This window comes from Paracnuella aquatica (genome assembly GCF_003332885.2).
Classification (GTDB): Bacteria; Bacteroidota; Bacteroidia; order Chitinophagales; family Chitinophagaceae; genus Flavisolibacter; species Flavisolibacter aquaticus.
Genome location: NZ_QOWJ01000001.1, coordinates 709,077 through 732,002, shown reverse-complemented (window position 1 = coordinate 732,002; position 22,926 = coordinate 709,077). Strand labels below are relative to the sequence as shown.

General features: G+C 48.2%; 24 protein-coding genes. 14 read left to right on the top strand and 10 right to left on the bottom strand.

The annotated features are described in order from the left end of the window. Positions 1 to 29 precede the first annotated feature (29 nt). Positions 30 to 515: a cytidine deaminase gene (locus DRJ53_RS03175; RefSeq protein ID WP_114234107.1), complete on the top strand. Its 486-nt coding sequence runs from the start codon at positions 30 to 32 to the stop codon at positions 513 to 515. An 11-nt stretch (positions 516 to 526) separates the two neighbouring features. Here DRJ53_RS03175 and DRJ53_RS03170 read toward each other — a convergent pair whose 3' ends face one another. From DRJ53_RS03170 to topA, 4 genes are all read right to left on the bottom strand, one after another. After that, positions 527 to 1,021, bottom strand: a complete 495-nt coding sequence (locus tag DRJ53_RS03170; protein WP_114234106.1) for a methylated-DNA--[protein]-cysteine S-methyltransferase — start codon at positions 1,019 to 1,021, stop codon at positions 527 to 529. Next, positions 1,021 to 1,359, bottom strand: coding sequence for a tRNA-binding protein (locus tag DRJ53_RS03165; RefSeq protein WP_114234105.1), 339 nt, complete (start codon positions 1,357 to 1,359; stop codon positions 1,021 to 1,023). Before DRJ53_RS03165 ends, DRJ53_RS03170 begins: the two co-directional genes overlap by 1 nt. A 65-nt stretch (positions 1,360 to 1,424) precedes the next feature. After that, positions 1,425 to 2,285: a transglutaminase family protein gene (locus DRJ53_RS03160; RefSeq protein WP_114234104.1), complete on the bottom strand. Its 861-nt coding sequence runs from the start codon at positions 2,283 to 2,285 to the stop codon at positions 1,425 to 1,427. A gap of 18 nt (positions 2,286 to 2,303) precedes the next feature. Then, on the bottom strand, positions 2,304 to 4,910 hold the full coding sequence (gene topA / locus DRJ53_RS03155) for a type I DNA topoisomerase (RefSeq protein WP_114234103.1): 2,607 nt from the start codon (positions 4,908 to 4,910) through the stop codon (positions 2,304 to 2,306). Between the two features lie 173 nt (positions 4,911 to 5,083). Here topA and DRJ53_RS03150 point away from each other — a divergent pair, with 173 nt between their 5' ends. After that, positions 5,084 to 5,785 (top strand): DUF3575 domain-containing protein, encoded by a 702-nt coding sequence (locus DRJ53_RS03150; protein ID WP_114234102.1) that lies wholly within the window; start codon positions 5,084 to 5,086, stop codon positions 5,783 to 5,785. Positions 5,786 to 5,801: 16 nt separating this feature from the next. On the opposite strand, the gene DRJ53_RS03145 is transcribed toward DRJ53_RS03150, so the two are convergent. Both DRJ53_RS03145 and DRJ53_RS03140 read right to left on the bottom strand, forming a co-directional pair. Then, positions 5,802 to 6,413: an SGNH/GDSL hydrolase family protein gene (locus tag DRJ53_RS03145; protein ID WP_206609710.1), complete on the bottom strand. Its 612-nt coding sequence runs from the start codon at positions 6,411 to 6,413 to the stop codon at positions 5,802 to 5,804. An 89-nt stretch (positions 6,414 to 6,502) separates the two neighbouring features. After that, the gene (locus DRJ53_RS03140) at positions 6,503 to 7,345 is read right to left on the bottom strand and encodes an alpha/beta hydrolase (protein WP_114234100.1); all 843 of its coding nucleotides are present in this window, start codon (positions 7,343 to 7,345) and stop codon (positions 6,503 to 6,505) included. A 145-nt stretch (positions 7,346 to 7,490) separates the two neighbouring features. Between DRJ53_RS03140 and DRJ53_RS03135 the strand changes: the two genes are divergently transcribed. The 7 genes from DRJ53_RS03135 (at position 7,491) to DRJ53_RS03105 (ending at position 12,818) form a co-directional block, all read left to right on the top strand. After that, positions 7,491 to 8,249: a Rossmann-like and DUF2520 domain-containing protein gene (locus DRJ53_RS03135; RefSeq protein ID WP_114234099.1), complete on the top strand. Its 759-nt coding sequence runs from the start codon at positions 7,491 to 7,493 to the stop codon at positions 8,247 to 8,249. A 43-nt stretch (positions 8,250 to 8,292) separates the two neighbouring features. Continuing rightward, positions 8,293 to 8,628, top strand: coding sequence for a 2Fe-2S iron-sulfur cluster-binding protein (locus DRJ53_RS03130; protein ID WP_114234098.1), 336 nt, complete (start codon positions 8,293 to 8,295; stop codon positions 8,626 to 8,628). Positions 8,629 to 8,770: 142 nt separating this feature from the next. After that, positions 8,771 to 9,010, top strand: coding sequence for a Fe-S cluster assembly protein IscX (gene iscX / locus DRJ53_RS03125; RefSeq protein ID WP_114234097.1), 240 nt, complete (start codon positions 8,771 to 8,773; stop codon positions 9,008 to 9,010). A gap of 124 nt (positions 9,011 to 9,134) precedes the next feature. Continuing rightward, positions 9,135 to 9,656: a KdsC family phosphatase gene (locus tag DRJ53_RS03120; RefSeq protein WP_114234096.1), complete on the top strand. Its 522-nt coding sequence runs from the start codon at positions 9,135 to 9,137 to the stop codon at positions 9,654 to 9,656. 9 nt (positions 9,657 to 9,665) lie between these two features. After that, entirely contained in the window at positions 9,666 to 10,580 is a 915-nt protein-coding gene (locus DRJ53_RS03115) for a geranylgeranylglycerol-phosphate geranylgeranyltransferase (protein ID WP_114234095.1), read from the top strand. A 3-nt stretch (positions 10,581 to 10,583) separates the two neighbouring features. Beyond that, entirely contained in the window at positions 10,584 to 11,156 is a 573-nt protein-coding gene (locus DRJ53_RS03110; RefSeq protein WP_114234094.1) for a Maf family protein, read from the top strand. A 369-nt stretch (positions 11,157 to 11,525) separates the two neighbouring features. Further along, a complete protein-coding gene (locus DRJ53_RS03105; RefSeq protein WP_114234435.1) occupies positions 11,526 to 12,818 on the top strand; it encodes a DUF2851 family protein in 1,293 nt (430 codons plus the stop codon). A 280-nt stretch (positions 12,819 to 13,098) separates the two neighbouring features. Here DRJ53_RS03105 and DRJ53_RS03100 read toward each other — a convergent pair whose 3' ends face one another. Next, a complete protein-coding gene (locus DRJ53_RS03100; protein ID WP_175580730.1) occupies positions 13,099 to 13,512 on the bottom strand; it encodes an OsmC family protein in 414 nt (137 codons plus the stop codon). Between the two features lie 43 nt (positions 13,513 to 13,555). Between DRJ53_RS03100 and DRJ53_RS03095 the strand changes: the two genes are divergently transcribed. The 4 genes from DRJ53_RS03095 (at position 13,556) to DRJ53_RS03080 (ending at position 17,788) form a co-directional block, all read left to right on the top strand. Beyond that, complete coding sequence (locus DRJ53_RS03095) at positions 13,556 to 14,359, top strand: hypothetical protein (protein ID WP_123893330.1); 804 nt, start codon at positions 13,556 to 13,558, stop codon at positions 14,357 to 14,359. A 226-nt stretch (positions 14,360 to 14,585) separates the two neighbouring features. Next, positions 14,586 to 15,518 carry a lipoyl synthase gene (gene lipA, locus DRJ53_RS03090; RefSeq protein ID WP_114234092.1) on the top strand — a complete coding sequence of 311 codons (933 nt, stop codon included), beginning with the start codon at positions 14,586 to 14,588 and terminating at the stop codon, positions 15,516 to 15,518. A 335-nt stretch (positions 15,519 to 15,853) separates the two neighbouring features. After that, a complete protein-coding gene (locus DRJ53_RS03085) occupies positions 15,854 to 16,834 on the top strand; it encodes a calcium/sodium antiporter (protein ID WP_114234091.1) in 981 nt (326 codons plus the stop codon). A gap of 135 nt (positions 16,835 to 16,969) precedes the next feature. Beyond that, positions 16,970 to 17,788 carry a universal stress protein gene (locus DRJ53_RS03080; RefSeq protein ID WP_114234090.1) on the top strand — a complete coding sequence of 273 codons (819 nt, stop codon included), beginning with the start codon at positions 16,970 to 16,972 and terminating at the stop codon, positions 17,786 to 17,788. A gap of 37 nt (positions 17,789 to 17,825) precedes the next feature. Here DRJ53_RS03080 and DRJ53_RS03075 read toward each other — a convergent pair whose 3' ends face one another. Beyond that, positions 17,826 to 18,809: a GlxA family transcriptional regulator gene (locus tag DRJ53_RS03075; protein WP_114234089.1), complete on the bottom strand. Its 984-nt coding sequence runs from the start codon at positions 18,807 to 18,809 to the stop codon at positions 17,826 to 17,828. Positions 18,810 to 18,999: 190 nt separating this feature from the next. Here DRJ53_RS03075 and DRJ53_RS03070 point away from each other — a divergent pair, with 190 nt between their 5' ends. After that, the gene (locus DRJ53_RS03070) at positions 19,000 to 19,875 is read left to right on the top strand and encodes a VOC family protein (protein ID WP_123893328.1); all 876 of its coding nucleotides are present in this window, start codon (positions 19,000 to 19,002) and stop codon (positions 19,873 to 19,875) included. A gap of 170 nt (positions 19,876 to 20,045) precedes the next feature. Here DRJ53_RS03070 and DRJ53_RS03065 read toward each other — a convergent pair whose 3' ends face one another. Both DRJ53_RS03065 and DRJ53_RS03060 read right to left on the bottom strand, forming a co-directional pair. Beyond that, positions 20,046 to 21,008 (bottom strand): ROK family protein, encoded by a 963-nt coding sequence (locus tag DRJ53_RS03065; RefSeq protein WP_206609709.1) that lies wholly within the window; start codon positions 21,006 to 21,008, stop codon positions 20,046 to 20,048. Between the two features lie 47 nt (positions 21,009 to 21,055). After that, on the bottom strand, positions 21,056 to 22,792 hold the full coding sequence (locus DRJ53_RS03060; RefSeq protein WP_240040602.1) for an MFS transporter: 1,737 nt from the start codon (positions 22,790 to 22,792) through the stop codon (positions 21,056 to 21,058). Positions 22,793 to 22,926 lie beyond the last annotated feature (134 nt).

The window sequence follows — 22,926 nt, the reverse complement described above, 5'->3', positions numbered from 1 at the left end:
AAAACAGGGGCATTTTTGTCACCCTACATATGAAAGAAGCAATCTTTGAATTTAAATACAAAGTGTACAACAGCATCAACGAGCTACCGCAGGAACAACAATGGTTGTTGCAGGAGGCTCGTGATGTTACAGGACAGGCTTACGCACCATATTCCAACTTCCAGGTGGGTGCTGTTGCCAAATTAGTGAATGGAGAATTGGTGGCGGGTTCCAACCAGGAGAATGCATCTTTCCCTGTCGGCCTTTGTGCCGAAAGGGTTTTGCTCGCTGCAGCCTCTTCGGTTTTCCCGAAAATACCAATTGAAACAATGGCTATTTCTTACAAAAGCGACAGCCAAAAAAGCGACCACCCCATTTCGCCATGTGGCATTTGCCGCCAGAGCCTGCAGGAATTTGAAAGCAGGGTAGGGCACCCGGTGCAATTGATTTTGGGCGGTATGGAAGGCCCGGTGTATGTTATTGACAGCGCCAGCCGTTTGTTGCCCTTGGCATTTACCAGTGAAGAGTTGAAATAAAACGCCGGCGATTAAAACAACTGTTGCACGCCCAAGGCAAACTTTTGTTCGTGGGCCAGCAGCCATTGTTTGCGCATAAGCCCACCTGCATAACCGGTAAGGCTTTGATTAGACCCAATAACGCGGTGACACGGCACAATGATGGCGATGTTGTTTTTACCATTCGCCGCCGCCACGGCACGAATCGCTTTTACATCGCCGTATTGCTTGGAAAGTGTTTGATAAGAAAGTGTTTTTCCAAATGGGATCTGCAGGAGCAGGTCCCATACCTTTTGTTGAAACGCGGTGCCAGTTTGTGCTAACGGTAAATCAAATGCCAGTGTTTTACCGGAAAAATAATCCTCGAGTTGCGCAGCACATTGGTCGAGCAGCGGATGATTTTGGCTGGGAGTAATTTCTACTTCGGGTTGCTCATTTAGAAAAACGACTTCGGTGATGGCACTATCGGTGCAGCCTAACCGAAGCGGGCCTAATGGCGAAGCAATAATTTTTGTGTAGGTTGACATTAACCGATTTTTTGTCCGTTGGTTACCGTTTTGCCCGGGTGCAACAAAACCACATCGCCCTCATCGTCATAAACGCCTAGCACCAGGCATTCCGAAATGAAGTTAGCAATTTGTTTGGGTGGAAAATTTACCACCGCCACTACTTGTTTGCCGATCAATTCATCGGTGGTGTAATGGTGCGTAATTTGCGCCGATGACCGCCGTTGACCCAATGTTGCGCCAAAGTCGATTACCAGTTGATACGCCGGTTTTCTTGCTTTTGGGAAAGGAGCGACTTCGGTGATGGTACCCACGCGGATATCCAGTTTTTCAAAATCATTCCAAGTGATGGTGGACATAAACAGTTCGTTATTTGGCGGCGCCGAGAATCAATTTTGCGGAAATTTTTCGATACAAATCCCTGCTAATCCAGCATCGCAGCCAACTTGATGAGTTCATCGCGTTTGTACTCATTTTTAGGTTCGTTAAAGCACTGCGCCATTTCTTCCAGCAAGTGTTGAATCACCCTTTTGTTGGACAGTGGTTTAAAATACGCCGGCGTGGATGGAACCCCAATCCTTTTAAAATAACTCTCGATATCTTTTTGCGAAAAAACCTGACCCGACGCGGGTTCTATAAAAAATTCGATGCGTTGTGCGTCCTCCGATTCCTGCCCATAGCCGGGCCGGAAATAAGCCAACACAAATTGCTTGGGTATGCCGATGGCTCGCACAGGAATGTCGAGCATCTCGCATAAAATAAGATAGAGCACGCCGTTGCTCAATTGATTTCCCTTTTTGCTTTCCAGCACTTTTGGAATAAGAAAATCATTGAGGTGCGCCGCCGATGTTTCCGAACCTTTTAGCCCGTAATATCCATACAAAATACCTGTTACAATCCTGACCTGCTCCAGCGGTGTGAGGTAATTGTTTAACTCCAGCCAGATGTTGCGGCGAATCTTTTCCACTTCGAGCAGGGCTGATGCGGTAGTTAAATCGGGGTATTGAAATTTCGCAGCAAGCAACGAGCCTAACATTAAGTCGTAATGACCGGAAAGGCTCCACTGCCGGAAATCTTCCGTCAGGTCGGTGTAATGCAGCCGGTGGATGAGCATTTCAATGCGGTTCTGCACTTCTTCATCCGGCGTATTCTCCCACAGGTTTTCGAGGTTGGGAATAATGGGTTTGCCATATTCCACGATACGCTCCGAAACGGCATCAAACACTTCGTGGTCGGGGTCTTCGATCAAGTGCAGTAAGGCCGATATTTCATTGTTCTCTTCCATCAAGCAACACGCTCCGGTTTATTTCTTTTTGGTGGCCGCTTTTTTTGCAGCTGTTTTTTTCGCGGCCGTTTTTGCTTTTGGTGCCGCTGATTTCGATGCCGTTTTTTTGGCAGCAGCCTTTGCAAAAGCACCCGGCACCTGCGCTTCAATCATTTTTTTGATGGCGTCCAATTCTACATCGGCCAGGTCTTCGGCGGTATATTTTTCACCGTTTGCTTTGCGATCCAGTTTCAGCATTTTTTTGCCAAAACGAATGAACGGTCCCCAACGGCCATTTTCAATCGAAATCTTTTCAGCCGCCCATTGTTTTATATAACGGTTGGCTTCTTTGTCCACTTTTTTCTCGATCAATTCGTCAACGTCGCGCTGAGACAGGTTGTCGAAATTGTATGCCCTGGGAACATTTATAAAAAGATCATTCCACTTGATAAATGGTCCAAAGCGGCCCTTGCCTTTGGTTACAGGTTGGCCTTCGTAATGAGCAATTGGCGCATCGGCCTGCTGCTTTTCTGCAATCAGTGCAATGGCTTCTTCAATGGTTACATCCAGTGGATCTTTGCCTTTGGGCAATGAAATAAATTGCTCACCAAATTTTACATACGGTCCAAAGCGACCGGCATTGACAGCCACTTCCTGCCCTTCGTAATGACCCAACGACAGTGGCAGTTTAAATAAATCAAGCGCCTCATCAAGGTTAATGGTTTCGATGCTTTGCTGTTGTTTCAACCGTGCAAAACGAGGCTTTTCCTCACTGTCGGTGGAGCCGATCTGCACCATCGGGCCATAGCGTCCCATACGGGCCACAACGGGTTTACCCGATTGCGGATCGTTGCCTAAAACACGTTCGCCTTTGATGCGTTCAGCAGTCTCAATTGTTTTTTCTACATCCTTTTTAAAAGGGTTGTAAAACTCGTCGATCATTCGGTCCCAACGCATACGGCCACCGGCCACTTCATCAAACTCATTTTCGATGCGGGCCGTGAAGCCATAGTCCATGATTTCATCAAAATATTGTTTGAGGAAATCGGTTACCACAAGGCCCAGGTCGGTGGGGAATAGCTTTGATTTTTCCGCACCGGTATTTTCGGTTTCAGTCTTTTGTGTAAGGTTGTCTTTTGCCAGTGTAAGCACCCGGTACTTGCGCTGCACACCTTCTTTGTCGCGTTTTTCTACATAGCCTCTTTTAAGGATGGTAGAAATGGTAGGCGCATAAGTAGAAGGGCGGCCAATGCCCAGCTCTTCCAGCTTTTTCACCAATGATGCTTCCGTGTAGCGGGGCAGCGGACGGCTGAACCGCTCAATCGCTTTCATCTCGGTAAGCGGGAGGTTCTGGCCGGTGCGCAATGGCGGCAACACGCCTTCGGCACCTTCTTCACCATCCACAATATCTTCATCGTCTTTATCCTCCCGGTACACTTTAATGAAGCCTTCAAACTTCATTACTTCACCGGTTGCAGTGAGTTCGTTTTTGTTGGTGGAAATGCCAATTTTCGCGATGGTTTTTTCCAACTCTGCATCGGCCATTTGCGACGCCATGGTACGCTTCCAGATCAACTCATACAAGCGGCGCAGCTCGGGATCATCCACCGAAGTGTGGCTCATATAAGTAGGGCGGATGGCTTCGTGTGCTTCCTGTGCCGACTCGTTTTTATTCTTGTATTTGCGGGCTTTGTAATAGCGGTCGCCAAATGAACCTTTGATGTTTTTTTGGATATCGTCCATCGCCGTTTCGCTCAGGTTCACACTGTCTGTACGCATGTAAGTAATGTGACCATTCTCATACAGCTTTTGCGCCAGCTGCATCGTGCGGCTCACGCTATAACCCAGTTTGCGGCTCGCTTCCTGTTGCAATGTAGATGTGGTAAAAGGAGCAGCTGGTGAGCGGCGCGTTGGCTTTACCTGGATATCTTTTACGGTGTAATCCGCACCCTTGCAACTATTTAAAAATGCTTCGGCGCCCTGCACTTCATCAAAACGGGCGCCTTCTGCTTTAAAAGAAATATTACGACCTGCAGTATCCGGTGCGGTGAAAATGGCTTCGATGCGGAAGGCACTTTGCACGTTAAAGGCGTTGATCTCGCGTTCGCGTTCCGCCACCAGCCGTACAGCCACACTTTGCACCCTGCCCGCACTGAGGTTGTTCTTCATGCTCATTTTGCGCCAGAGCACGGGGCTGAGTTCAAAGCCCACAATGCGGTCGAGCACACGGCGTGCCTGCTGCGCATTTACCAGGTTCATATTCACTGTGCGGGGCTGCTCCACTGCACGCTTGATAGCCGGCTTGGTGATCTCGTGAAACACGATGCGCTTGGTACGTTCAGGGTCGAGGCCAAGCACTTCGCACAGGTGCCAACTGATGGCTTCACCTTCACGGTCCTCATCCGTTGCCAGCCATACTTCGCCGCTTTTTTTGGCGAGGCTTTTCAGGTCGGCAACCACTTTTCTTTTTTCTTCCGGAACAATATAGCGGGGCCGGTATTGGTTTTTTATATCAATACCCATATCATCTTTTTCGAGGTCGCGAATGTGACCATAGCAGCTCTTCACCTCAAAATCGCTGCCCAGTATTTTCTCAATTGTTTTGGCCTTGGCAGGCGATTCCACTATCAGCAAATTCTTGGGCATATCAGTCCTTTCTTTATTAAATATTCGCCATGCGAATAATGCAATTATAGGATAAGTAACGGAATTTTTCTTTTTGGCGTTTTTTGGCGGAGCTTGCAAATGGGGATAAATGGTCTTAATTTAACTATAGTTCTGCTCTTTGTACTTCTTCATTTTAGCCACTTAAAACTGCAATGAAACATATTCTTGCACTAACGTTTTTGTTGCTCGGTTGTTTTTGCGCCACTGCGCAAAATGAAAAACCGCCGGTGTTTTCACTGTGGGCTAAATGGGCACCATTAGCGCTGTTCGAAGCTAATTCCCCAACATTGCAACCTGGGGTGGGTTTTATAGTCAATGATCGATTTGGTGTACATGCCGAATATGGATTTCATTTTAACCCGTTTAATTGGGATAGGGCTAATCAAAAGAACGGCTTAACAACCAATCGTATTCGTACCGAGCTTCGTTATTACACAGCCAATTCAAATAATAAAAAGAAACAAAGCGCATTTTTCATTGCCATTGAAGGATTTTGGATGGAGCAAAATTACCAGTTGTTCAATGGCAAAATGTTGTTTCCAAACTCAAATCAGCAGTTGTACTACGATACTGTGTCGGTAGCACGCACAATAAAGGGCTTTAGCGTAAAAGGCGGGTATGAGATTTTTTTAGATAAACGCAAAAAGTTCTTATTCGAAACTTCTGGCGGCCTAGGCTATCGCCAGCGACGATATAAGCACAGTAATATTAAACCTTCGTCGCGGCAGTCGTTCCTTCCAGTAATTGAAGAAATCAACGATCTTTTTGGCTGGACCGGAGTTGACACTAAGGAAGGCCCGAGTTCCAGCATGCATTTATCCTTCACTATCAGACTTGGATACCGCATTTTCTAAATCACTACACTTAGTATCATTTATATTTCTCTTGCAACGGAGATTCTAAATAAACTTGCGCAACCGCCTCTGCCCATTTTTTATATTCCCTTCCCGACGGATGCAATCCATCTGCTGCAACTAATGTGGAATCATTTAACGCCGCCCGAGAGCCCACCGTAATATCAACAAACACGATCTTTTGATGATCACAGATTTCATTAGCTGCATTGTTAAATAAGTCAATCTCCTGTGCAATTTGTTCCCGGTTTCGGTCTTTCGCAAAAGGCGTAGCGCCCCAATCGGGAATGGACAATACAACCACCGCGTCTTTATTGCCCCCGGCAAATTGAATGGCTTGCTGCAACAGTTCGGCAAAGTCAGTTTTATAATTTGCCAGTGGCCAGCCGCGGTATTGGTTGTTTACACCAATGAGCAGCGTCACCAGATCATAGCGTGGTAATAAGTGATGCGCCTGGATTGCCGCCATTAGTTCATCAGTAGTCCAGCCGGTAGTAGCTACAATTTCCGGCGCCGCAACGGCCCAGCCCTGCTGCCGCAACAATTGCACTAATTGGCTCGGAAACGCTTCACTTAAATGCACCGCTTCTCCGATTGTATAGGAATCGCCCAACGCCAGGTAGGTCATTGGTGTTTGCTCATTTGCAGGTGCGCTTGTATCCATCAGCGATTGAAGTTTATAAAAACGGCTTTAATAAAATTCGATAAAGCATTTACTTACAAAAATGCAACAACCGCCTTCGTAACATTGTTATCGCGGTAAATGCGGCGATGCCCCAATCCCTCGGTCATCATAAACTGCACATGCGCATAACCTTGTCTCATCACCGGCTCCACATCAGATATCGGAGTCATGTGATCGTCGCGGTCGTGGGCCCAAAGCACCTGTGCTTTTAAGTGCGGCACTACCCGCGCCACCGAAAACCATTCGGGATCGTGTCCGCTTATTTTTTTGATCAGCGCATCGAACTCGACCCGTACATCATCTTCCAGTTTTAAAAAACGGAAATAAGAATCAATGGCCGTTGTGGTTTCCGTGGCCGGCGCTATCAGCGCCACGCGGGTGTCCTCGTCATGCGGCAACTCTTCCAGCGCCATGCTCAACGACAAGCCGCCCAGCGAATGCGCCATGAACGATTGAATGGGACCGTAGGTTTGATACAGGTGCATGATGAACTCTTTATACACCTGCACATTGATCTGGCGGCCCGTGCTGCGGCCATGGCCGGGTGCATCAAACGCCAGCACTTCGTAGCCTTTGCGCAACAGCGGCCGCACATAGCGGTCGAAATTAACCACGCTGCTTTCAAACCCATGCAGGATCAACACTCTCCGAGTGCCGCCTTTTTGCCAGCGATACCCTTGGATATTGTGTTTTTGAAATGTAAAACGAATCACCTCCGCCTCGTTAAAAATCCGGGGCAACTCTTTTTTATTGCGGTGCTGTGGAGTGCAAAAAAGTTCAAATGCCTTCCGCGCTGCCTTCTTTTTGGAAAACGTGCTCCAGACGGTAAATTTTGTGCGCACCAGCTGCAATACCAGTTTTTGGGAAAAACGCATATGTATTGAAAAGATCTGCGAAGTTATAAGCGGCAGGCGGAAATGGCGACATTTCGCTGTTAAGGCGTTAGCCAAAAAAGATGCTTGGCTTATCTTGTGTTTGGTTTGTCAACCATAACGACAGCGAATTTTAATAATCGGCATTATGAATATTGTGATTATTGGAACGGGCAATACGGCATCGGTACTGGGCCGTTGTTTTAAAAACGCCGGGCATCAGATCCTGCAAATTTTCGGGCGGGATGCGCATGCCGCTTCTGAACTGGCGTATGAACTGGATACTGAAAGCACCAATTATTGGAGCGTGGTTACCAGGGATGCCGACCTATACTTATTGGCCGTTTCGGACATTGCGATAGCCGACGTGCTCAACGAACTGAGCCTACCCAATGGCACGGTGGTGCACTCTGCCGCCTCGGTTTCCAAAGATGTGCTGAACGAAGCGGCACATTACGGTGTTTTTTACCCGTTGCAAACACTGAAAAAGGAAGCGGCCGGTTCCCCTGATATTCCCATCATCATCGACGCCAGCGATGACGCAACGCTGCGGCAGCTGGAAGCGCTGGCCTACACCATTTCCAACAAAGTGGCAGTTGCGTCTGATGAACAACGCCTGAAACTGCATGTGGCTGCTGTGTTTTGCAATAATTTTGTGAACCACCTGTATGCCCTTACCGAGTCGTATTGTATCAAAGAAGGGTTGGATTTTTCGATACTGCACCCGCTGATCCTTGAAACGGCAGAGCGGGTAGGGGAGTTGTCGCCGCGGGCTGCGCAAACCGGACCGGCCATCCGCAACGACGAAAATACGCTGGAAAAGCACCGGCAATTATTGCAAGCGCATCCGCATCTTGCCGCCTTTTACCAGCTATTTACCAACAGTATTCAAAACCCGGCCCTATAAAAACGGATGCTTTGCAATACTTTTGCGGCCGAAACAACTCCTGATGTACACGATTAAGATCAATTTTGAACAAAAGGGCCTCGAGACAGTAACCCTTGAAAATGTTGAGCCCGGACAGAGCCTGTTGGAAGTGTGCCTGAAAAACGACATCGAGCTGCACCACAACTGCGGCGGCGTTTGCGCCTGCAGCACCTGCCACCTGTATGTGCAGCAGGGCGAAGATTTTGTGGAGGAACTGACCGATCGTGAAGAGGACTTTATCGACCGCGCAGTGAACCCGCGGCTCAATTCACGCCTGGGATGCCAATGCGTACTGCTCGAAGACAGCGGCAACATTGAAGTAACGCTTCCTGATCAAACCCAGTTTTTGGGAGAATAAATACAATTTGAAAATTATAAGATTTGAAGATTTGAAAATGGCGAGGAAGTAAATGCTTTTTGTATAATGTAGATCGTTTTTTTGATCACCATCGCTTTATCATTTTCAAATTTTCAAATTCCCAAATCAGCACATTACTACCATGGCTCATTTTGAACCGCCGATACATTGGAACGATTACGAAGACATTGCACTGAAGCTTTATGAGAAGTTTGGCGATGATTTTTCGGAAAGCAAAATTTACCGCATCCGTTTTACTGACCTGCTCGAATGGGTACTGACCCTGCCCAACTTTACCGGCACCCGCGAAGAAAGCAACGAAGGCCACCTGGAAATGATCCAAAGCGCCTGGGTATATGAGTGGCGCGACAACCAGAAATAAGCCTTCTTGAATCATGAGTTATGAATGGTGAATTATGAATGAATGCTGCAGATAGTCGACATTAATACTGCCCATTCACCACTCACCATTCCTAACCCATAATTCTCAATTCATCATTCCTTCCATGAACGTACTTACCCATTTTCAAAAGGTCACCACATTTGTGTTCGACATCGATGGCGTGCTCACCGATGGTACGGTGCTCCTGTTGGAAAATGGGTTACAGGCGCGGCAGATGCATGTAAAAGATGGACTAGCACTACAAATGGCACTGAAATGGGGCTATCGCGTGGTGATTCTTTCCGGCGGTTACTCCGAGCCGGTAGTGGGCCGCTTTGAAAAGCTGGGAGTACAAGAAGTGCACTTGCGCATCCACGATAAAAAGGCTTTTTTGGAAAATTACCTGGAGCAGAACCGACTGCAGTGGCAGGAAGTTTTATTCATGGGCGACGACCTGCCCGATGTGGCCCTGCTGCAATTGGTTGGCGCATCTGCCTGCCCGGCCGATGCCGTAAGCGAGGCAAAGGCTGCCGCCAAATACATCTCGCCGGTACGGGGCGGTTACGGTTGTGTGCGGGATGTGATCGAGAAAGTACTCAAGCTAAATAACCATTGGATCTTCGATACCAGTGTAACTTCACGTTAAAACTCCTGCATGAGGTTGGTTCCTGCATTTTTACGGTTGATCCGCTGGCCTAATCTCCTGTTCATTATTCTTACGCAGGTACTGTTTTATGTTTCGGTGTATGTGCCGCTGTTCCAAACCGCCGACTGGGTGCAGCTTGCATTGCTGGTGGTGGCATCGGTATTTATTGCGGCAGCCGGCTACATCATCAACGACTATTTCGATCTCAATATCGACCGCATCAACAAGCCTGATAAAAACGTGCTCAATACGGGCATCAACCGCAGGTGGGCTATTTTCTGGCACCTGTTCCTGAGTGTTGCCGGTGTCTTTTGTACCATGCTGGCCACGCGTTTCGACAAATGGTACCTGGTGCTGGCAAACGTTGCATGCGTGTTGCTGCTCTGGTTTTACTCCACCACGCTCAAGCGTAAATTGTTAGTGGGCAACATTGTTATATCAGTGCTTACTGCATGGACAGTTTTAATTCTATTTTTTCTAAAAGTTCCGTTCTCCGCCGCATTCAATAGCGACGAAACAATTTCCAAATTCTTCCGTGTATCGTTTTTATACGGCGGTTTTGCATTCATCATTTCACTCATCCGCGAAGCGGTGAAAGACATGGAAGACATGGTCGGCGATGAGCGTTACGGATGCCGTACACTTCCTATTGTTGCAGGCACAAGGGCTACAAAAGTATATGTTGCCGTTTGGTCGGTAGTGCTCATTGCAGCGCTGATTGTGTTGCAACTGTACATCCTGCAATTTGGCTGGTATGCAGCCGTTGCTTTTTGTGTGGTGCTTGTCATCTATCCCTTGTTCAAATTATTCCGCCAGTTATTTACCGCCCACTCCGCCGCCGAATACCACCAGTTGAGCAACCTCGCCAAATGGGTGATGTTCACCGGCATCTTAACCATGATTTTTTTCCGGATTTATTTTTAATCTATGGCACCCATCATACTGGCTTCGGCATCGCCGCGCCGCAAACAATTGCTCGAATGGGCTGAAGTTCCTTTCGACATCATCGTGGCCAACACCGATGAAACTTTTCCCGATCATTTGAGCGAAGCAGAAGTGGCTGTGCACATAGCCCGGGAAAAAGCGTTGGCGGTGCAGGCAAAAGCAGGAGCCGAGCGGCCCATTATTGCTGCGGATACCATCGTGGTATTGGGCAACGAGATCATCGGCAAACCGCGTGACCGCCAAGATGCAGTGGATATCTTATCGCGGCTGAGCGGGCAAACCCACCGTGTAATTACCGGTGTTTGCCTGTTGCATGCAGGCAACACTTTTTGTTTTGCCGATACGACTGAAGTGGTGTTTCACCAATTGACAAACGAGCAACTTCAATTTTATGTAGATAAATACCAGCCCTACGACAAAGCCGGTGCTTATGCCATCCAGGAGTGGATTGGCGTGGTAGGCATCAAATCGGTGCAGGGCGATTTTTACAACGTAATGGGGCTGCCCGTGAGCAGGGTAGTGCAATTGTTGCAGCAGCAGGGTTTGCTGCCATAGTATTTTTGTGAACTAGCAGCAAACGATTGTTCAGCGCCTGTTGTGTCACTCACTTGTACGTTCGGTAATGCTATTCAGCTTTATTTATCCATGCAATGCCATTTGCCCGAGCAGGGTTTCGGACTTCGTTTTACCAATAATTGATCCTCACATTCGAAAGCCAAATTATTGATGTAGGATTGACACAACCTTACATTAGCTCTACTTAAAAGTTTAATCTTACCAACGGTAAATCACTTTTTAGTTCAACAATCTTTGCCATAACATTTCAAATCTCCAAAAGCGTTTTGTATTTTACCAACGCGGTTGTCAAACAGCAACAACGGACAGACTAACGTTGCGGGCAGCCCCAAACCAAAACGCCAGGGTATGACCGAAAAACTGCTCCAATTCATCTGGAAGTTCCAGTATTTCAACCGCGCTGCACTGCGCACCACTTCCAACGATCCGATCGACATTATTTTTCCCGGCCAACATAATACCGAACAGGGCCCCGACTTTCTGCAGGCCCGGGTTCGTATAGGCGCCACAAAACTTGCCGGCTCTATTGAATTGCACCTCAAAACATCTGACTGGGACCGGCACGGGCATAGCGGTGATGCTAATTACAACAATGTTGTACTGCATGTGGTTTACCAGCATGATGGTCTGCCCAACCCGAAAATTCCGGTACTAGAATTGCAGCCACGCATTCATTCAATGCTTTACCAACGTTACGAGGCCCTGATGCAATGCGCTGATTTTATTCCCTGCGGCAATGCCATTGCAACGGTTCCGCCGCTCACCATGCAGGCCTGGCTCGACCGATTACTGGCCGAACGCCTGCAGCGAAAAGCAACACAGTTACTCACACTGCGCGATCAGAACAACGGCAGTTGGGAAGAAGCTTTTTGGCAAATGCTGGCCCGCAGTTTTGGTGCCGCTACTAATGCCGATGCATTCGAAGCCATTGCCCGGTCGGTGCCGGTAAAATTGTTGGGCAAACACAAGTCCAGCATTCATCAGTTGGAGGCTATGCTCCTGGGCAGCGCTAACCTGCTGGGCCCGAAATGGCAGGACGATTATGCACAGTTGCTTTGGCGCGAATACCAGTTTCTAAAAGTAAAATACAACCTGCAGCCGATCAATATGCCCGTGCATTTTTTGCGCATGCGCCCACCTAATTTTCCCACCATCCGGCTGGCACAATTAGCAGCATTGCTGCACCGTTCCAGCCATTTGTTCTCCCGAATTATTGAAGCAAAAGCAGTTGCCGACATACAAGACATGTTGCACGCCACAGCCAACGATTACTGGCATTATCATTATCGTTTTGATGAACAAACGGGATACCTGCCCAAAAAAATTGGGCAGGATATGTTGCATCATTTAATGATCAACGTAGTGGCCCCGGCGTTGTTTGCATTCGGTTTGCACCACAAGCAAGATCATTACACTAGCCGGGCGGTTGAGCTGCTGGCAACATTGCCACCCGAAAAAAATGCGATCATATCCGGTTTTGCAAAACTGGGCGTTAAGACCGAACATGCAGCAGCATCGCAGGCACTGATCGAGTTAAAGAACAATTACTGCAACAACCGCCGCTGCCTGGAGTGTGCTGTGGGCAATGCTATTTTGCGCAGGGATTCGGAACCGCAACGAAGCGGGCTGTCGTTTATATAACTTTTAGACTAACGGCATAATAAAGCAGCATTATAATGCACCATTAATTTGTAGCACATCATTTTTCTTTTTTCAGTAAATCTTGGAACAATCACGCTTATACAAAATAACAGAGCCGGCAAATATGTTCGCTGGCTCTGTTATTTTCATTCAACGCTAAACTCTTTCCCGTTAGCGTTGTTTTATCCAAAAAGCTTTAAAGCCCTTTTGCTGTAAAATGACTTTTACACAATGCAATTCATTTTGCCGTAAAATGCTTTTTGCAAAAAATGGTGAATCCTTAACTCCATGCGCCCCAATTCACATTTACTTCAATATCCGGGTGGATGCTTTGGGCAACAGGGCAGGTGTGGGCCGTGTTTTTCAGGATGGTTTTTTCTTTGTCGCCTATTTGTTGCAGGCTTTCAGGAATACGGAACGTTATGTTGATGCCGCCCACACGGCGCGGTTCGGCCTTCATTATTTTTTCCACTTCGGTTTTGGTGCCGTCCAATTCAATGTCCATGGTCCGTGCTTTGATACCCATAACCGTGAGCATGCAAGCGGCCAGCGAAGTAGCCATCAGGTCGGTTGGCGAAAAGCGTTCGCCCTTGCCATGGTTGTCGGTTGGGGCATCGGTTTCAATAGAAGATTGCGACTGAAGATGCGTGCAGGTGGTACGGAGGCCGCCTTCATAAACTACAACAGAGGTCATAATTTTTCGCCTAAATTTACGTTTAACTACCAACATGTTTTCAGTGAAGCAATTTTTAGCAATCGCAATACTTCTGTGCAGCACTACCGTGCTGGTGGCACAGGACCGCGGCGGCCGGCGCGAAGACCGCCAGACCCGCAAAGAAGAAAAACGCCAGCGCACCAACGCCATGATCCGGCAGGAAGAAGAAGGCGTGCTTTCATACAACAAACACAATGCGTTTGGCCTGCAGCTGCGCAGCAATGGTTACGGCTTTTTTTACGAGCGGGGCAAAATGACCTCGCCACGCTGGGCTAATATTTATGGCTTCGAGTTTACCGAGGTCATGCACCCAAAAGAAGAGCGGTCGTCCAGCGCACAGGGCTTTTTGCTGGGCAACTCGTTTAAGTATGGTAAAATGAACAATTTTTACCAGGCAAAACTGGGTTATGGTCGCCAGTATATTTTTGGACAAAAAGGAAATAAAAACGGCGTTGCGGTCATCGGCACTGCCATGGGCGGCCTTTCGATGGGGCTGCTAAAGCCTTATTACCTGCAGGTAAACGACCAGGGCGCCGACCGCGAAATCAAATACACGCCGCAGGACAGTGCCCTGTTTTTATCCAACAGCATTCTGGGTTCGGCTGGATTTACCAAAGGCTGGAGCGAAGTAAAGCTGCGTCCGGGCCTTTTTGCAAAAGCCAGTTTACGTTTTGATTTTGGCTCTTATAACGAATCTATTTCGGCGCTGGAGATCGGCTTTTCAGCCGAAGGTTATGCCAAGGAAATTGAACAAATGATCGCCGTAGAGCCGCGCCGCACTTTTTTACAGGTGCATGTGGCGATGGTATTCGGCAACCGTAAGTAGTTCATGTCAACCGAAAAAATATAGAGGACCGACACGGTCCTTTTTTTATGCACCGAAGCTTAACATTTAGCCCGGACAACGAAGTTTTTGGAAAGGTTACGAATTGTAACTTTGCAGGCATCCCGGCGGAAAATCTGGTTGCATTTGTGATCAATTGTTTCAATGCATTTGTTAGGATCAACTGGTTTGCAGGCAACACATTATTCGGCCGTTAAAAGAAAAGAACATGATTGAACTTCCGGTAGTGGCGGCACAGCCGCAGGAATCGAAAATAAAAAAGCCCGATTGGCTGCGGGTTAAGCTGCCCATCGGTGAAAGCTATAAAAATGTTCGCGGGCTGGTGGACCAGCACAAGCTGCACACTATTTGCGAAAGCGGCAACTGCCCGAATATGGGCGAATGCTGGGGCGAAGGCACCGCTACATTTATGATCCTGGGCAATGTGTGCACCCGCAGTTGCGGCTTTTGCGCTGTGGCCACTGGCCGGCCCGAACCCGTGGATTTCGATGAGCCACAACGCGTGGCTGAAGCCATTTACCTGATGAAGGTGAAACATGCCGTGATCACCTCCGTTGACCGCGATGAACTGAAAGATGGTGGCGCTTCCATTTGGCACAACACCATCAAGGCTGTCAAGGCGCTCAATCCAAATACAACATTGGAAACCCTAATCCCCGATTTTAAGGGAAAAAAGGAAGACATTCAACAGGTGATCGATGCGGCGCCGGAAGTGGTATCGCACAATATTGAAACGGTAGAACGACTAACCCGCCAGGTGCGCATCCAGGCAAAATACTGGCGCAGCATGGATGTAATTTCAACGCTCAAAGCCGGTGGCATGCGTACCAAAAGCGGCATCATGCTGGGATTGGGCGAGGAGCGGGAAGAAGTGTTTCAAACCCTGCGCGACCTGCACCAAGCCGGTTGCGATGTGGTAACGATCGGCCAATACCTGCAGCCTACAAAAAGGCATCTGCCGGTACATCGTTTTGTGCCGCCAGCGGAGTTTGCCGAGTACCGCGAGTTTGGTTACAGTATTGGTCTTGATTACGTGGAGAGTGGCCCGTTGGTGCGTTCTTCGTACCACAGCGACCGACATGTAATTGCCGGTTATGGTCGGGCCAAATGGGAAGCAGAAAAAGCTACGATGATCGCATAAAAAGGAGCACTGGTTTTTACCGGTGCTTTTTTTATGTTTCACAAAACGAAGTCATTTTATCTAAATGATCACTTGCGGTACCACATAACGTCTAGTCCTTGGCGAATGGTTTGTAAACGCAATTTTAGTTGAAAGAGCCTGCGCCAAGTTTTCTAAAAAAAAGGCCATTGCACTATGGCTTTCACTGTACCGTTCCCGATTTTCATCAGGTTTTAACTACTTCCTGCTGCTTATCTTTAAAGTAATAGCACCTGTCTATTCAGGCGTTTGCAAACATTCCTTATCGCAATAAATGCAGGATAGCCAATTTGCCATCACCCTCAAAAAAACCGCCTATGGACTTACATCCGGCAATAAGCTTTTTTGGTGGCCTGGTGATTATTTTGCTGGGCGCCGAGTTGGTGTTGCGGGGTGCCACCAGGTTTGCGGCAATGCTCGGCATCAATCCCATCATCATCGGCCTTACCATTGTGTCTGTGGGCACCAGCATGCCCGAGTTGGCCATTGGCATCACGGCCGTTGCCGATGGATTTGGCACACTTGCCGTGGGCAACATTGCCGGAACCAATATTGTAAACATTTTGCTGATACTGGGTTTGAGTGCGGACATCAAGCCGCTGCCGTTGCAACTTATGAGCATCAGGCTCGATGTTCCGGTAATGATCGTTTCGGCGGTTGTTTTAGTGGTGATGGCGGCCGACGGTGTGCTCAGCCGGCGCGAAGGCGCAATCTTGTTGCTCGGTGCCGTTGCCTATCTTATTAAATTAATCCAGATCAGCCGAAAGGAAACGGCTGTCATTAAAAAAGAATTTGCCGCCGATTTTGGAAAGCAGGCGTTACATGTGCAAAAAAGCACACCCAGCTTAATGTTTTTGGTCATGCTGGTAACGGGGATTGGCTTGTCGGTACTTGGTGCTCATTTGCTGGTAGCCGGTGCAGTAAACATTGCGTTGTCTTTAGGCATTTCAGAGTCGGTGGTTGGGCTTACTATTGTTGCCATCGGTACGTCGGCGCCTGAGTTGGCTACCACTGTTGTTGGCACCATCAAAAACGACCGCGATGTGGCTGTTGGCAATCTTATTGGCAGCAGCAGCACCAATATATTGGTCATACTTGGTCTTACCTGTATAGCTGCACCCAATGGTGTGCAGGTAAGCAACGATGTTTTGTGGTTTGATCTGCCCCTGGCCGCGGCCGTTGCCATTGCCTGCTACCCGGTGTTTCGAAGTGACCGGATGGTGTCGCAAAAAGAAGGACTGGTGTTTGTTTTGATTTACTTGTTGTACCTGAGCACACTGTTGTTGCTGCGTACCTGAACAGAATTACCTATTAAACTGCGGTTGAAATTTTAGCAAGCAAACTGTGTAACCTATGGGCAGGAATTTGCAACGGATGATGGCAAAAACAAAGACAGGTTATCGCTCAATTTAATGGTTCAAAAATCATAGGCTATGGAAAAACGTTTTCTTGTACTGGTGGACTTTTCTGATTATTCTGCCGGCCTTGTGCGGTTCGCTGCAGATTGGAGCACAAAGGTCAAAGCAAGCATTGTGCTGGTGCATCAAACTATTGTGCTGGCACCTGGCATGCTCGATAACGAAACCAAGCAACAGTTTGCCGAAGACGACAATAACAACGCATTGCACCAACTAAAAAAGCTGGCGGATGCATTTGTGCCACCAACAGTAAAAGTTTCTTACAGCGTTTCGGAAAGTCATTTGGAAAATACGCTGAACGAGTTACTCGCGGAGCCGTTCAATCACCTGATTTTCACCGGCATCAAAGGAACAGGATTGCTCAAAAAAATATTCCTTGGCAGCGTGGCATTACAGGTCATTGAAAACATCAACAACGTGGTTGTGGCTATACCAAAGGGCGTCAGCAGTTTTAAGCACACGCGGGCTTATATTGCCGTTTCCGAAGACCACCCGCTCAATTATTTTGAACTGAATAAGTTTTTGGGGTTTGTCGGCAGTCGCATCATGCAACTTACGTTTTTTCATCTGGCCCAGCCGGCTGATCAAAAGGCGGAAATAGAAGAAAGCCTGGGGAAAGTAGCGGCGCTTTTTACCCACCGTTTTCATACTGAAGTGGCCGTTTACGAAGAAGCCGATGCAATTGAGGGCATCAAAAATATAATCAGCAACAAGCATGAAGAAATGCTGGTCGTGCAGCGTGGTTCGCGGCTGTTGACCGACCAACTTTTCCGGAGGTTATTGATCAACGAACTGGTATACGAAGGACAAACACCGTTGGTTGTCATCCCATAAAAGCAGTACAAATTCTGTTTTAAAATTTCTATGCGTATTAAGCCACCACAGCGGCTTTCCGGTATTTATGGCGGTAAGCAACGGGCGACATGCCGGTTACTTTTTTAAACACATCCCTGAACGCTTTATTATCGGTGTAGCCTACTTCGTACATCGCCTCCGCCACATTTTTGCGGCTTGATTCCAGTGCCTTTTTAGCAGCTTCCATTTTTACCCGCTGAATATATTCGGCCACAGTATTGGCCGTGGCTTTTTTAAAGCGCCGCTCAAATGTGCGGCGGCCCACGCCCAGTTTGTCAGCCAGGCTTTCCACGCTGATCTTTTCATCGAGGTGTTGCTCAATATAAGCCTGCGCCTGCAGCACTGCCGCATCGTCGTGGGCTTTTTGCCCGCTGAACATAATAAAGGGCGACTGGCTGCTGCGATCGATATCGATCATAAAGGTTTTGGCAGTGCGGATGGCAATTTCCCTGCCGGCAAATTTTTCTACCAGGTAAATGAGGAGGTTGGTAAATGAATAGGCACCGCCACTGGTGTAAATACCGTCCAATTCGGTAAGTATGCGGTCATCGAGCAGGTGCGCCTGCGGAAACATTTTGCGAAACTCGTTTGCATAAAACCAGTGCGTAGCGCATTGCCTGCCATCGAGCAGTCCGGTGGACGCCAGCAGGAAAGTGCCGATGCAAAACGCCACGATTTCCGCACCCGCTTTGTATTGCTGCACCAGCCATGGAATGATCGCACTGTTCTGTTGCAGCGCTTCGGGCAGCGGGCCCATCACAGCAGGTAGAATGATCAGGTCGGTGCGCACCACATCCTCCAGGAGCACGTCGGGGTGGATGGTAAACAATCCGCTCGTTTGTTTCGTGTTCGGCGCAATGCCCACCAGTTGAATATCGAAAAGTGGCGGCTCACCGGCCTGCTGCAACAACTGGTTTACCCAAGATAAAACCTGGTGCGAACCTTCAACATTGACCAGGCTGAAATGCCCCTGCGGCACTACTATGGAAACATGCTTCATTTCACCAAGTTAACGAAAACAGTGTCGGAATCAACCCTGGAAAATGTCGTTTTTGCACACCACTGTGCCGGAATATGGAGGCTAAGTTTGTATGGACAAAACGGAACGATCATGCCAATCAAAATTTTTGTACCTGCTTGGCCGCTGCTACCGCACATATTTTTACACCTCAAACCCAAAATGCAACGATATGAACCAGATCACCCCTTACCTCAATTTTAATGGCCACTGCCGCGAAGCGTTTGCTTTTTATGCGCAATGCCTGGGCGCCACAACGGAACTCCAAACAGTGGCGGGATCGCCAATTGCGGAACAATTTCCCGACGACATGCAGGACCAGGTAGTGCATGCAGTGCTAACCGGCAAAAACGGCATACTCCTGATGGGCTCTGATATGTGCTGCCCGGAAGGCTGGATAGTGGGCAACAATTTTTCGCTATCGTACAGTTGTGGTGAAGACGAGATCCACCAGTTGTTTGAACAATTATCAGAAGGCGGAGCGGTAACCGAAGCGGTACAGCGCCAGTTTTGGGGCGACCTGTTTGGCAACCTGAAAGATAAATTTGGTGTGCGCTGGGCGTTGAATGCCGCAGCAATCGCAGGCAAACCAAAATTTGAAACCATGCATTTCTCGGTGCAAATCAATGCGCCGCGGGAAAAAGTTTGGGAAGTATTGCTGGAAGACCATTACTACCGGCAATGGACAGCCGCTTTTCACCCAGGTTCTTTTGCCGAAGGCGACTGGAGCGAAGGAGGCGCCGTGTATTTTAAAACACCCGAAGGCGACGGAATGGTGAGCAGGGTAGCGGCGCACCAACCGGGAACGATCATTTCATTTGTCCACGAAGGTGTTCTGCACAATAACGCAGCAGTGCCAAACCATCCCGAATCGGAGCGTTGGCGCGGTGCAAGGGAGATTTATAAAGCCGAAGATATTGGTGATGGCACGCTGCTTAGTATTGAAGTGGATGTGATCGACGAATACAAAAAGCACATGGAAAGTTCTTGGCAAAAAGCACTGCAGATTGTTCGTTCGCTGGCTGAAACTGCAGCAGTGCCTGCTTAATAAAAAAAGTATGTCATTTAATAAAAATGATTCTGCAAAGGTGATTCCAGATCAGCGGTGATCGATTTTTCGTCGGCCTCATTGATTAGGAATGAAAAAGCATTTGCAGTTATAAAAAACTCCGGCAGCACTTTGCTCCGGAGTTTTTTTATATACAAATTAAAACCGTTTTAGTTTTCCCAGACCAGTGCGCTGGCGCCCAGGATCGCGGCGTCGGCTTCGGCCAGTTCGGAAAAGAGGAGTTGAACTTTGTTTTGGAATATCGGCAACAGGTTGCGCTCCATATGTTCGCGGGTAGGCTTCAATAATAGGTCGCCGGCCTTGATAACGCCGCCAAATAGAATGATGGCTTGTGGCGACGAGAACATAATGAAATTAGCCAAAGCCTCACCTAAAATTTGCCCGGTAAAACGGTATGCCTCCTGCGCCAGTTCATCACCGGCCATGGCACATTCATACACGATTTTTGAGTTCAGTTCTTCGCCGCTGTATTGGCGCATGCTGCTTTCTTTCGGGCTTTTTTCCAGCAGCTCTTTTGCAGTCAGCACAATGCCGGTAGCGGATGCATAAGCTTCTAATGAACCATCCAGGTCGGTGGACCAGTGTGGCCGGCCACCGGGGCGAATAACAGTGTGGCCCAGTTCGCCTGCAAAACCATCGTGGCCATAAATAAGGTGGCCATTGGCAACAATCCCACTGCCCACGCCAGTACCCAATGTGATCATGATAAAATCTTTCATGCCGCGGGCTGCGCCATACATCATTTCGCCAACTGCAGCAGCATTAGCGTCGTTGGTAAGCCAACACGGCAAATTGAATTTATCAGTCACCAGTTGCGCCAGCGGCACAATATCACGCCAGTGCAGGTTGGGTGCATAATCGATGGTGCCGGTGTAATAGTTGCCGTTGGGTGCGCCCACACCAATGCCTTTGATGTTTTCAAAACCCACATCATCGATCGCAGGTTTCAGGGCATTGTACAAAGCTTCCACAAAGTCGGAAACCTGTTCGTATTTATTGGTGGGCAGATCGCCCTTGTGGGTGATTTCGCCTCGGTGGTTTACCAAACCATATTTGGTATTGGTGCCGCCGATATCTACACCAAATGCAAACTTCTGGGTGCTGTCAGCCATTCTAATTATTTATGTTTTGCAGTTAATGAACTTATTTATCTACAACATTAATGTGCACCGGAAACCTGTTGGTCCACATCCAGTCCTTGCGCCTTCAGCACAGATCTTGTTTTGATGGTATGCCAGGCCAGGTAAGCAAAGCAAAGCAGGGGCACTATGTATGACAAGTGTGTGTAAGGGCCGGTGGTGATGCCTTCGGCATTAGCGGTTACTGCATCCAGGTCAATGATGGCGCCCTGTGCCGGTGGAATGATGGCACCACCAAGGATCATGGTGATAAGGAACGCAGATGCCTGGCTGGTGTATTTGCCCAGGCCGGTAATGGCCAGTGCAAAAATGCAGGGCCACATTACGCTGCAGCAAAGACCGGTGGCAATGATGCAATAGTTGGCCACCATGCCGGTTGATAAAAGTGATACTAATATGAACAGCGCACCAAGTACCGATACCGATAACAACAAAGTGATGGGCCGTTCCTGCGCATACAGGTTAGCAGCGATCAGGAACACAATAAAAATGGGGTAGTACTTGTAATCGCCGATAGGGCTGCCTTTTACAATATTTGCCAATACGATAACGGCAAACGCAATAAACGGCACTACGATTGTCAGTGTCTTCTTTGTTTGTTTGGAAACGTTGAACACCGAGATGGCACCGGTCCAGCGGCCGATCATCAAACTACCCCAGTACAAGGCAATAAGGTGCGACATTTCGCTTTCATCAAAACCGCCAAACTCAGGGCGTTTCAGCAGGGCGCCAAAATTGTTGTCCACCGTTACTTCCACACCCACATACACAAAAATGGCGATCATGCCCAACACCAATTGCGGGTACGACATAGCGCCCCAACCGCTTGGGTTGCGTTTTGCCAACAACATCGAGCCAAAAAGGAGGCCGAGGATAACAAGCAGGCTGCCGATGATGATGTATGACTTCTGGATGCCTGTATTTTCTTTGATCGATTCGGCAAACAACACCGGCAAAAACACCAGCCCGATCAACACCAGCACCTGCAAGGCTTTGGGGCTGCGCTCCAGCTTTTCGTTGGAAGTTGTTTTGGGCAGTTTAGCCAGGCTAAATACAATGGCTGCAAAAATGAACAGGCCGGCGAGGAAAAAATAAAGCGTTTGAATGGAGCTTACATCGGCTTCGGTGCCGGTGCTATTGGCTGCGCCAAAAAGCAGGAACGAAACAATCAATGGTCCCAGCAGGGTTCCAAACGAGTTAACGCCACCGGCCATGTTGAGGCGGTGCGCACCGGTTTCAGGCGATCCAAGCGAAGCGGCAAATGGTTGTGCAGAGGTTTGTTGTAGTGAAAAACCAAGCGCTATAATAAAAAACGCTACGAGGATCATCGGGAATGTAGCATTGCCCGAACCCGAAATATAAGCCAGTGCAATGGCGCCCACCATTGAAATAAGCAGACCGTAAATGATGCCTTTTTTATAACCGATCTTATTTAAAATATCAGTGCCCGAAAGATATGACGCAAGGTACAGCGCCAGCGATCCATAAAAGTAGGCGCCGTAAAATGCAGAGCCGATCAGTTGCGATTGGATCTGGTCGAGGTTGAAATATTCTTTACAAAACGGGATGAAGATGGAATTGGACGCCGCAACAAAACCCCAGAAAAAGAACACCGAGATCAATACACCAAACTGGCTCCAGTTGGTTTGCCCCGTTGCCGCCGATGCTGTGGCGCCCTCCGAATTGTCAAAATCAAGGTCAACCGCGCCGTGCGGGTTAACGTGTTCATTAGCATCAGCTTTTGATTGTTGCGACATAGTATTGTTTTTTGCAAAAGGCTCTAAAATTCCGTCAAAGTAAAGAGAAATTGTTCACGAAAAAACTAACTTGAACACCTTGTGCAAAACGACCTGCGCATTGTTGATTAGTGTTGGGCGGTAATTGTGTTTTC

Excerpts from the sequence above, each read along its gene's own strand:
- DRJ53_RS03175 (WP_114234107.1), top strand. The coding sequence starts at position 30 with ATGAAAGAAGCAATCTTTGAATTTAAATACAAAGTGTACAACAGCATC.
- DRJ53_RS03170 (WP_114234106.1), bottom strand. The coding sequence starts at position 1,021 with ATGTCAACCTACACAAAAATTATTGCTTCGCCATTAGGCCCGCTTCGG.
- DRJ53_RS03165 (WP_114234105.1), bottom strand. The coding sequence starts at position 1,359 with ATGTCCACCATCACTTGGAATGATTTTGAAAAACTGGATATCCGCGTG.
- DRJ53_RS03160 (WP_114234104.1), bottom strand. The coding sequence starts at position 2,285 with ATGGAAGAGAACAATGAAATATCGGCCTTACTGCACTTGATCGAAGAC.
- topA (WP_114234103.1), bottom strand. The coding sequence starts at position 4,910 with ATGCCCAAGAATTTGCTGATAGTGGAATCGCCTGCCAAGGCCAAAACA.
- DRJ53_RS03150 (WP_114234102.1), top strand. The coding sequence starts at position 5,084 with ATGAAACATATTCTTGCACTAACGTTTTTGTTGCTCGGTTGTTTTTGC.
- DRJ53_RS03145 (WP_206609710.1), bottom strand. The coding sequence starts at position 6,413 with ATGACCTACCTGGCGTTGGGCGATTCCTATACAATCGGAGAAGCGGTG.
- DRJ53_RS03140 (WP_114234100.1), bottom strand. The coding sequence starts at position 7,345 with ATGCGTTTTTCCCAAAAACTGGTATTGCAGCTGGTGCGCACAAAATTT.
- DRJ53_RS03135 (WP_114234099.1), top strand. The coding sequence starts at position 7,491 with ATGAATATTGTGATTATTGGAACGGGCAATACGGCATCGGTACTGGGC.
- DRJ53_RS03130 (WP_114234098.1), top strand. The coding sequence starts at position 8,293 with ATGTACACGATTAAGATCAATTTTGAACAAAAGGGCCTCGAGACAGTA.
- iscX (WP_114234097.1), top strand. The coding sequence starts at position 8,771 with ATGGCTCATTTTGAACCGCCGATACATTGGAACGATTACGAAGACATT.
- DRJ53_RS03120 (WP_114234096.1), top strand. The coding sequence starts at position 9,135 with ATGAACGTACTTACCCATTTTCAAAAGGTCACCACATTTGTGTTCGAC.
- DRJ53_RS03115 (WP_114234095.1), top strand. The coding sequence starts at position 9,666 with ATGAGGTTGGTTCCTGCATTTTTACGGTTGATCCGCTGGCCTAATCTC.
- DRJ53_RS03110 (WP_114234094.1), top strand. The coding sequence starts at position 10,584 with ATGGCACCCATCATACTGGCTTCGGCATCGCCGCGCCGCAAACAATTG.
- DRJ53_RS03105 (WP_114234435.1), top strand. The coding sequence starts at position 11,526 with ATGACCGAAAAACTGCTCCAATTCATCTGGAAGTTCCAGTATTTCAAC.
- DRJ53_RS03100 (WP_175580730.1), bottom strand. The coding sequence starts at position 13,512 with ATGACCTCTGTTGTAGTTTATGAAGGCGGCCTCCGTACCACCTGCACG.
- lipA (WP_114234092.1), top strand. The coding sequence starts at position 14,586 with ATGATTGAACTTCCGGTAGTGGCGGCACAGCCGCAGGAATCGAAAATA.
- DRJ53_RS03085 (WP_114234091.1), top strand. The coding sequence starts at position 15,854 with ATGGACTTACATCCGGCAATAAGCTTTTTTGGTGGCCTGGTGATTATT.
- DRJ53_RS03080 (WP_114234090.1), top strand. The coding sequence starts at position 16,970 with ATGGAAAAACGTTTTCTTGTACTGGTGGACTTTTCTGATTATTCTGCC.
- DRJ53_RS03075 (WP_114234089.1), bottom strand. The coding sequence starts at position 18,809 with ATGAAGCATGTTTCCATAGTAGTGCCGCAGGGGCATTTCAGCCTGGTC.
- DRJ53_RS03070 (WP_123893328.1), top strand. The coding sequence starts at position 19,000 with ATGAACCAGATCACCCCTTACCTCAATTTTAATGGCCACTGCCGCGAA.
- DRJ53_RS03065 (WP_206609709.1), bottom strand. The coding sequence starts at position 21,008 with ATGGCTGACAGCACCCAGAAGTTTGCATTTGGTGTAGATATCGGCGGC.
- DRJ53_RS03060 (WP_240040602.1), bottom strand. The coding sequence starts at position 22,792 with ATGTCGCAACAATCAAAAGCTGATGCTAATGAACACGTTAACCCGCAC.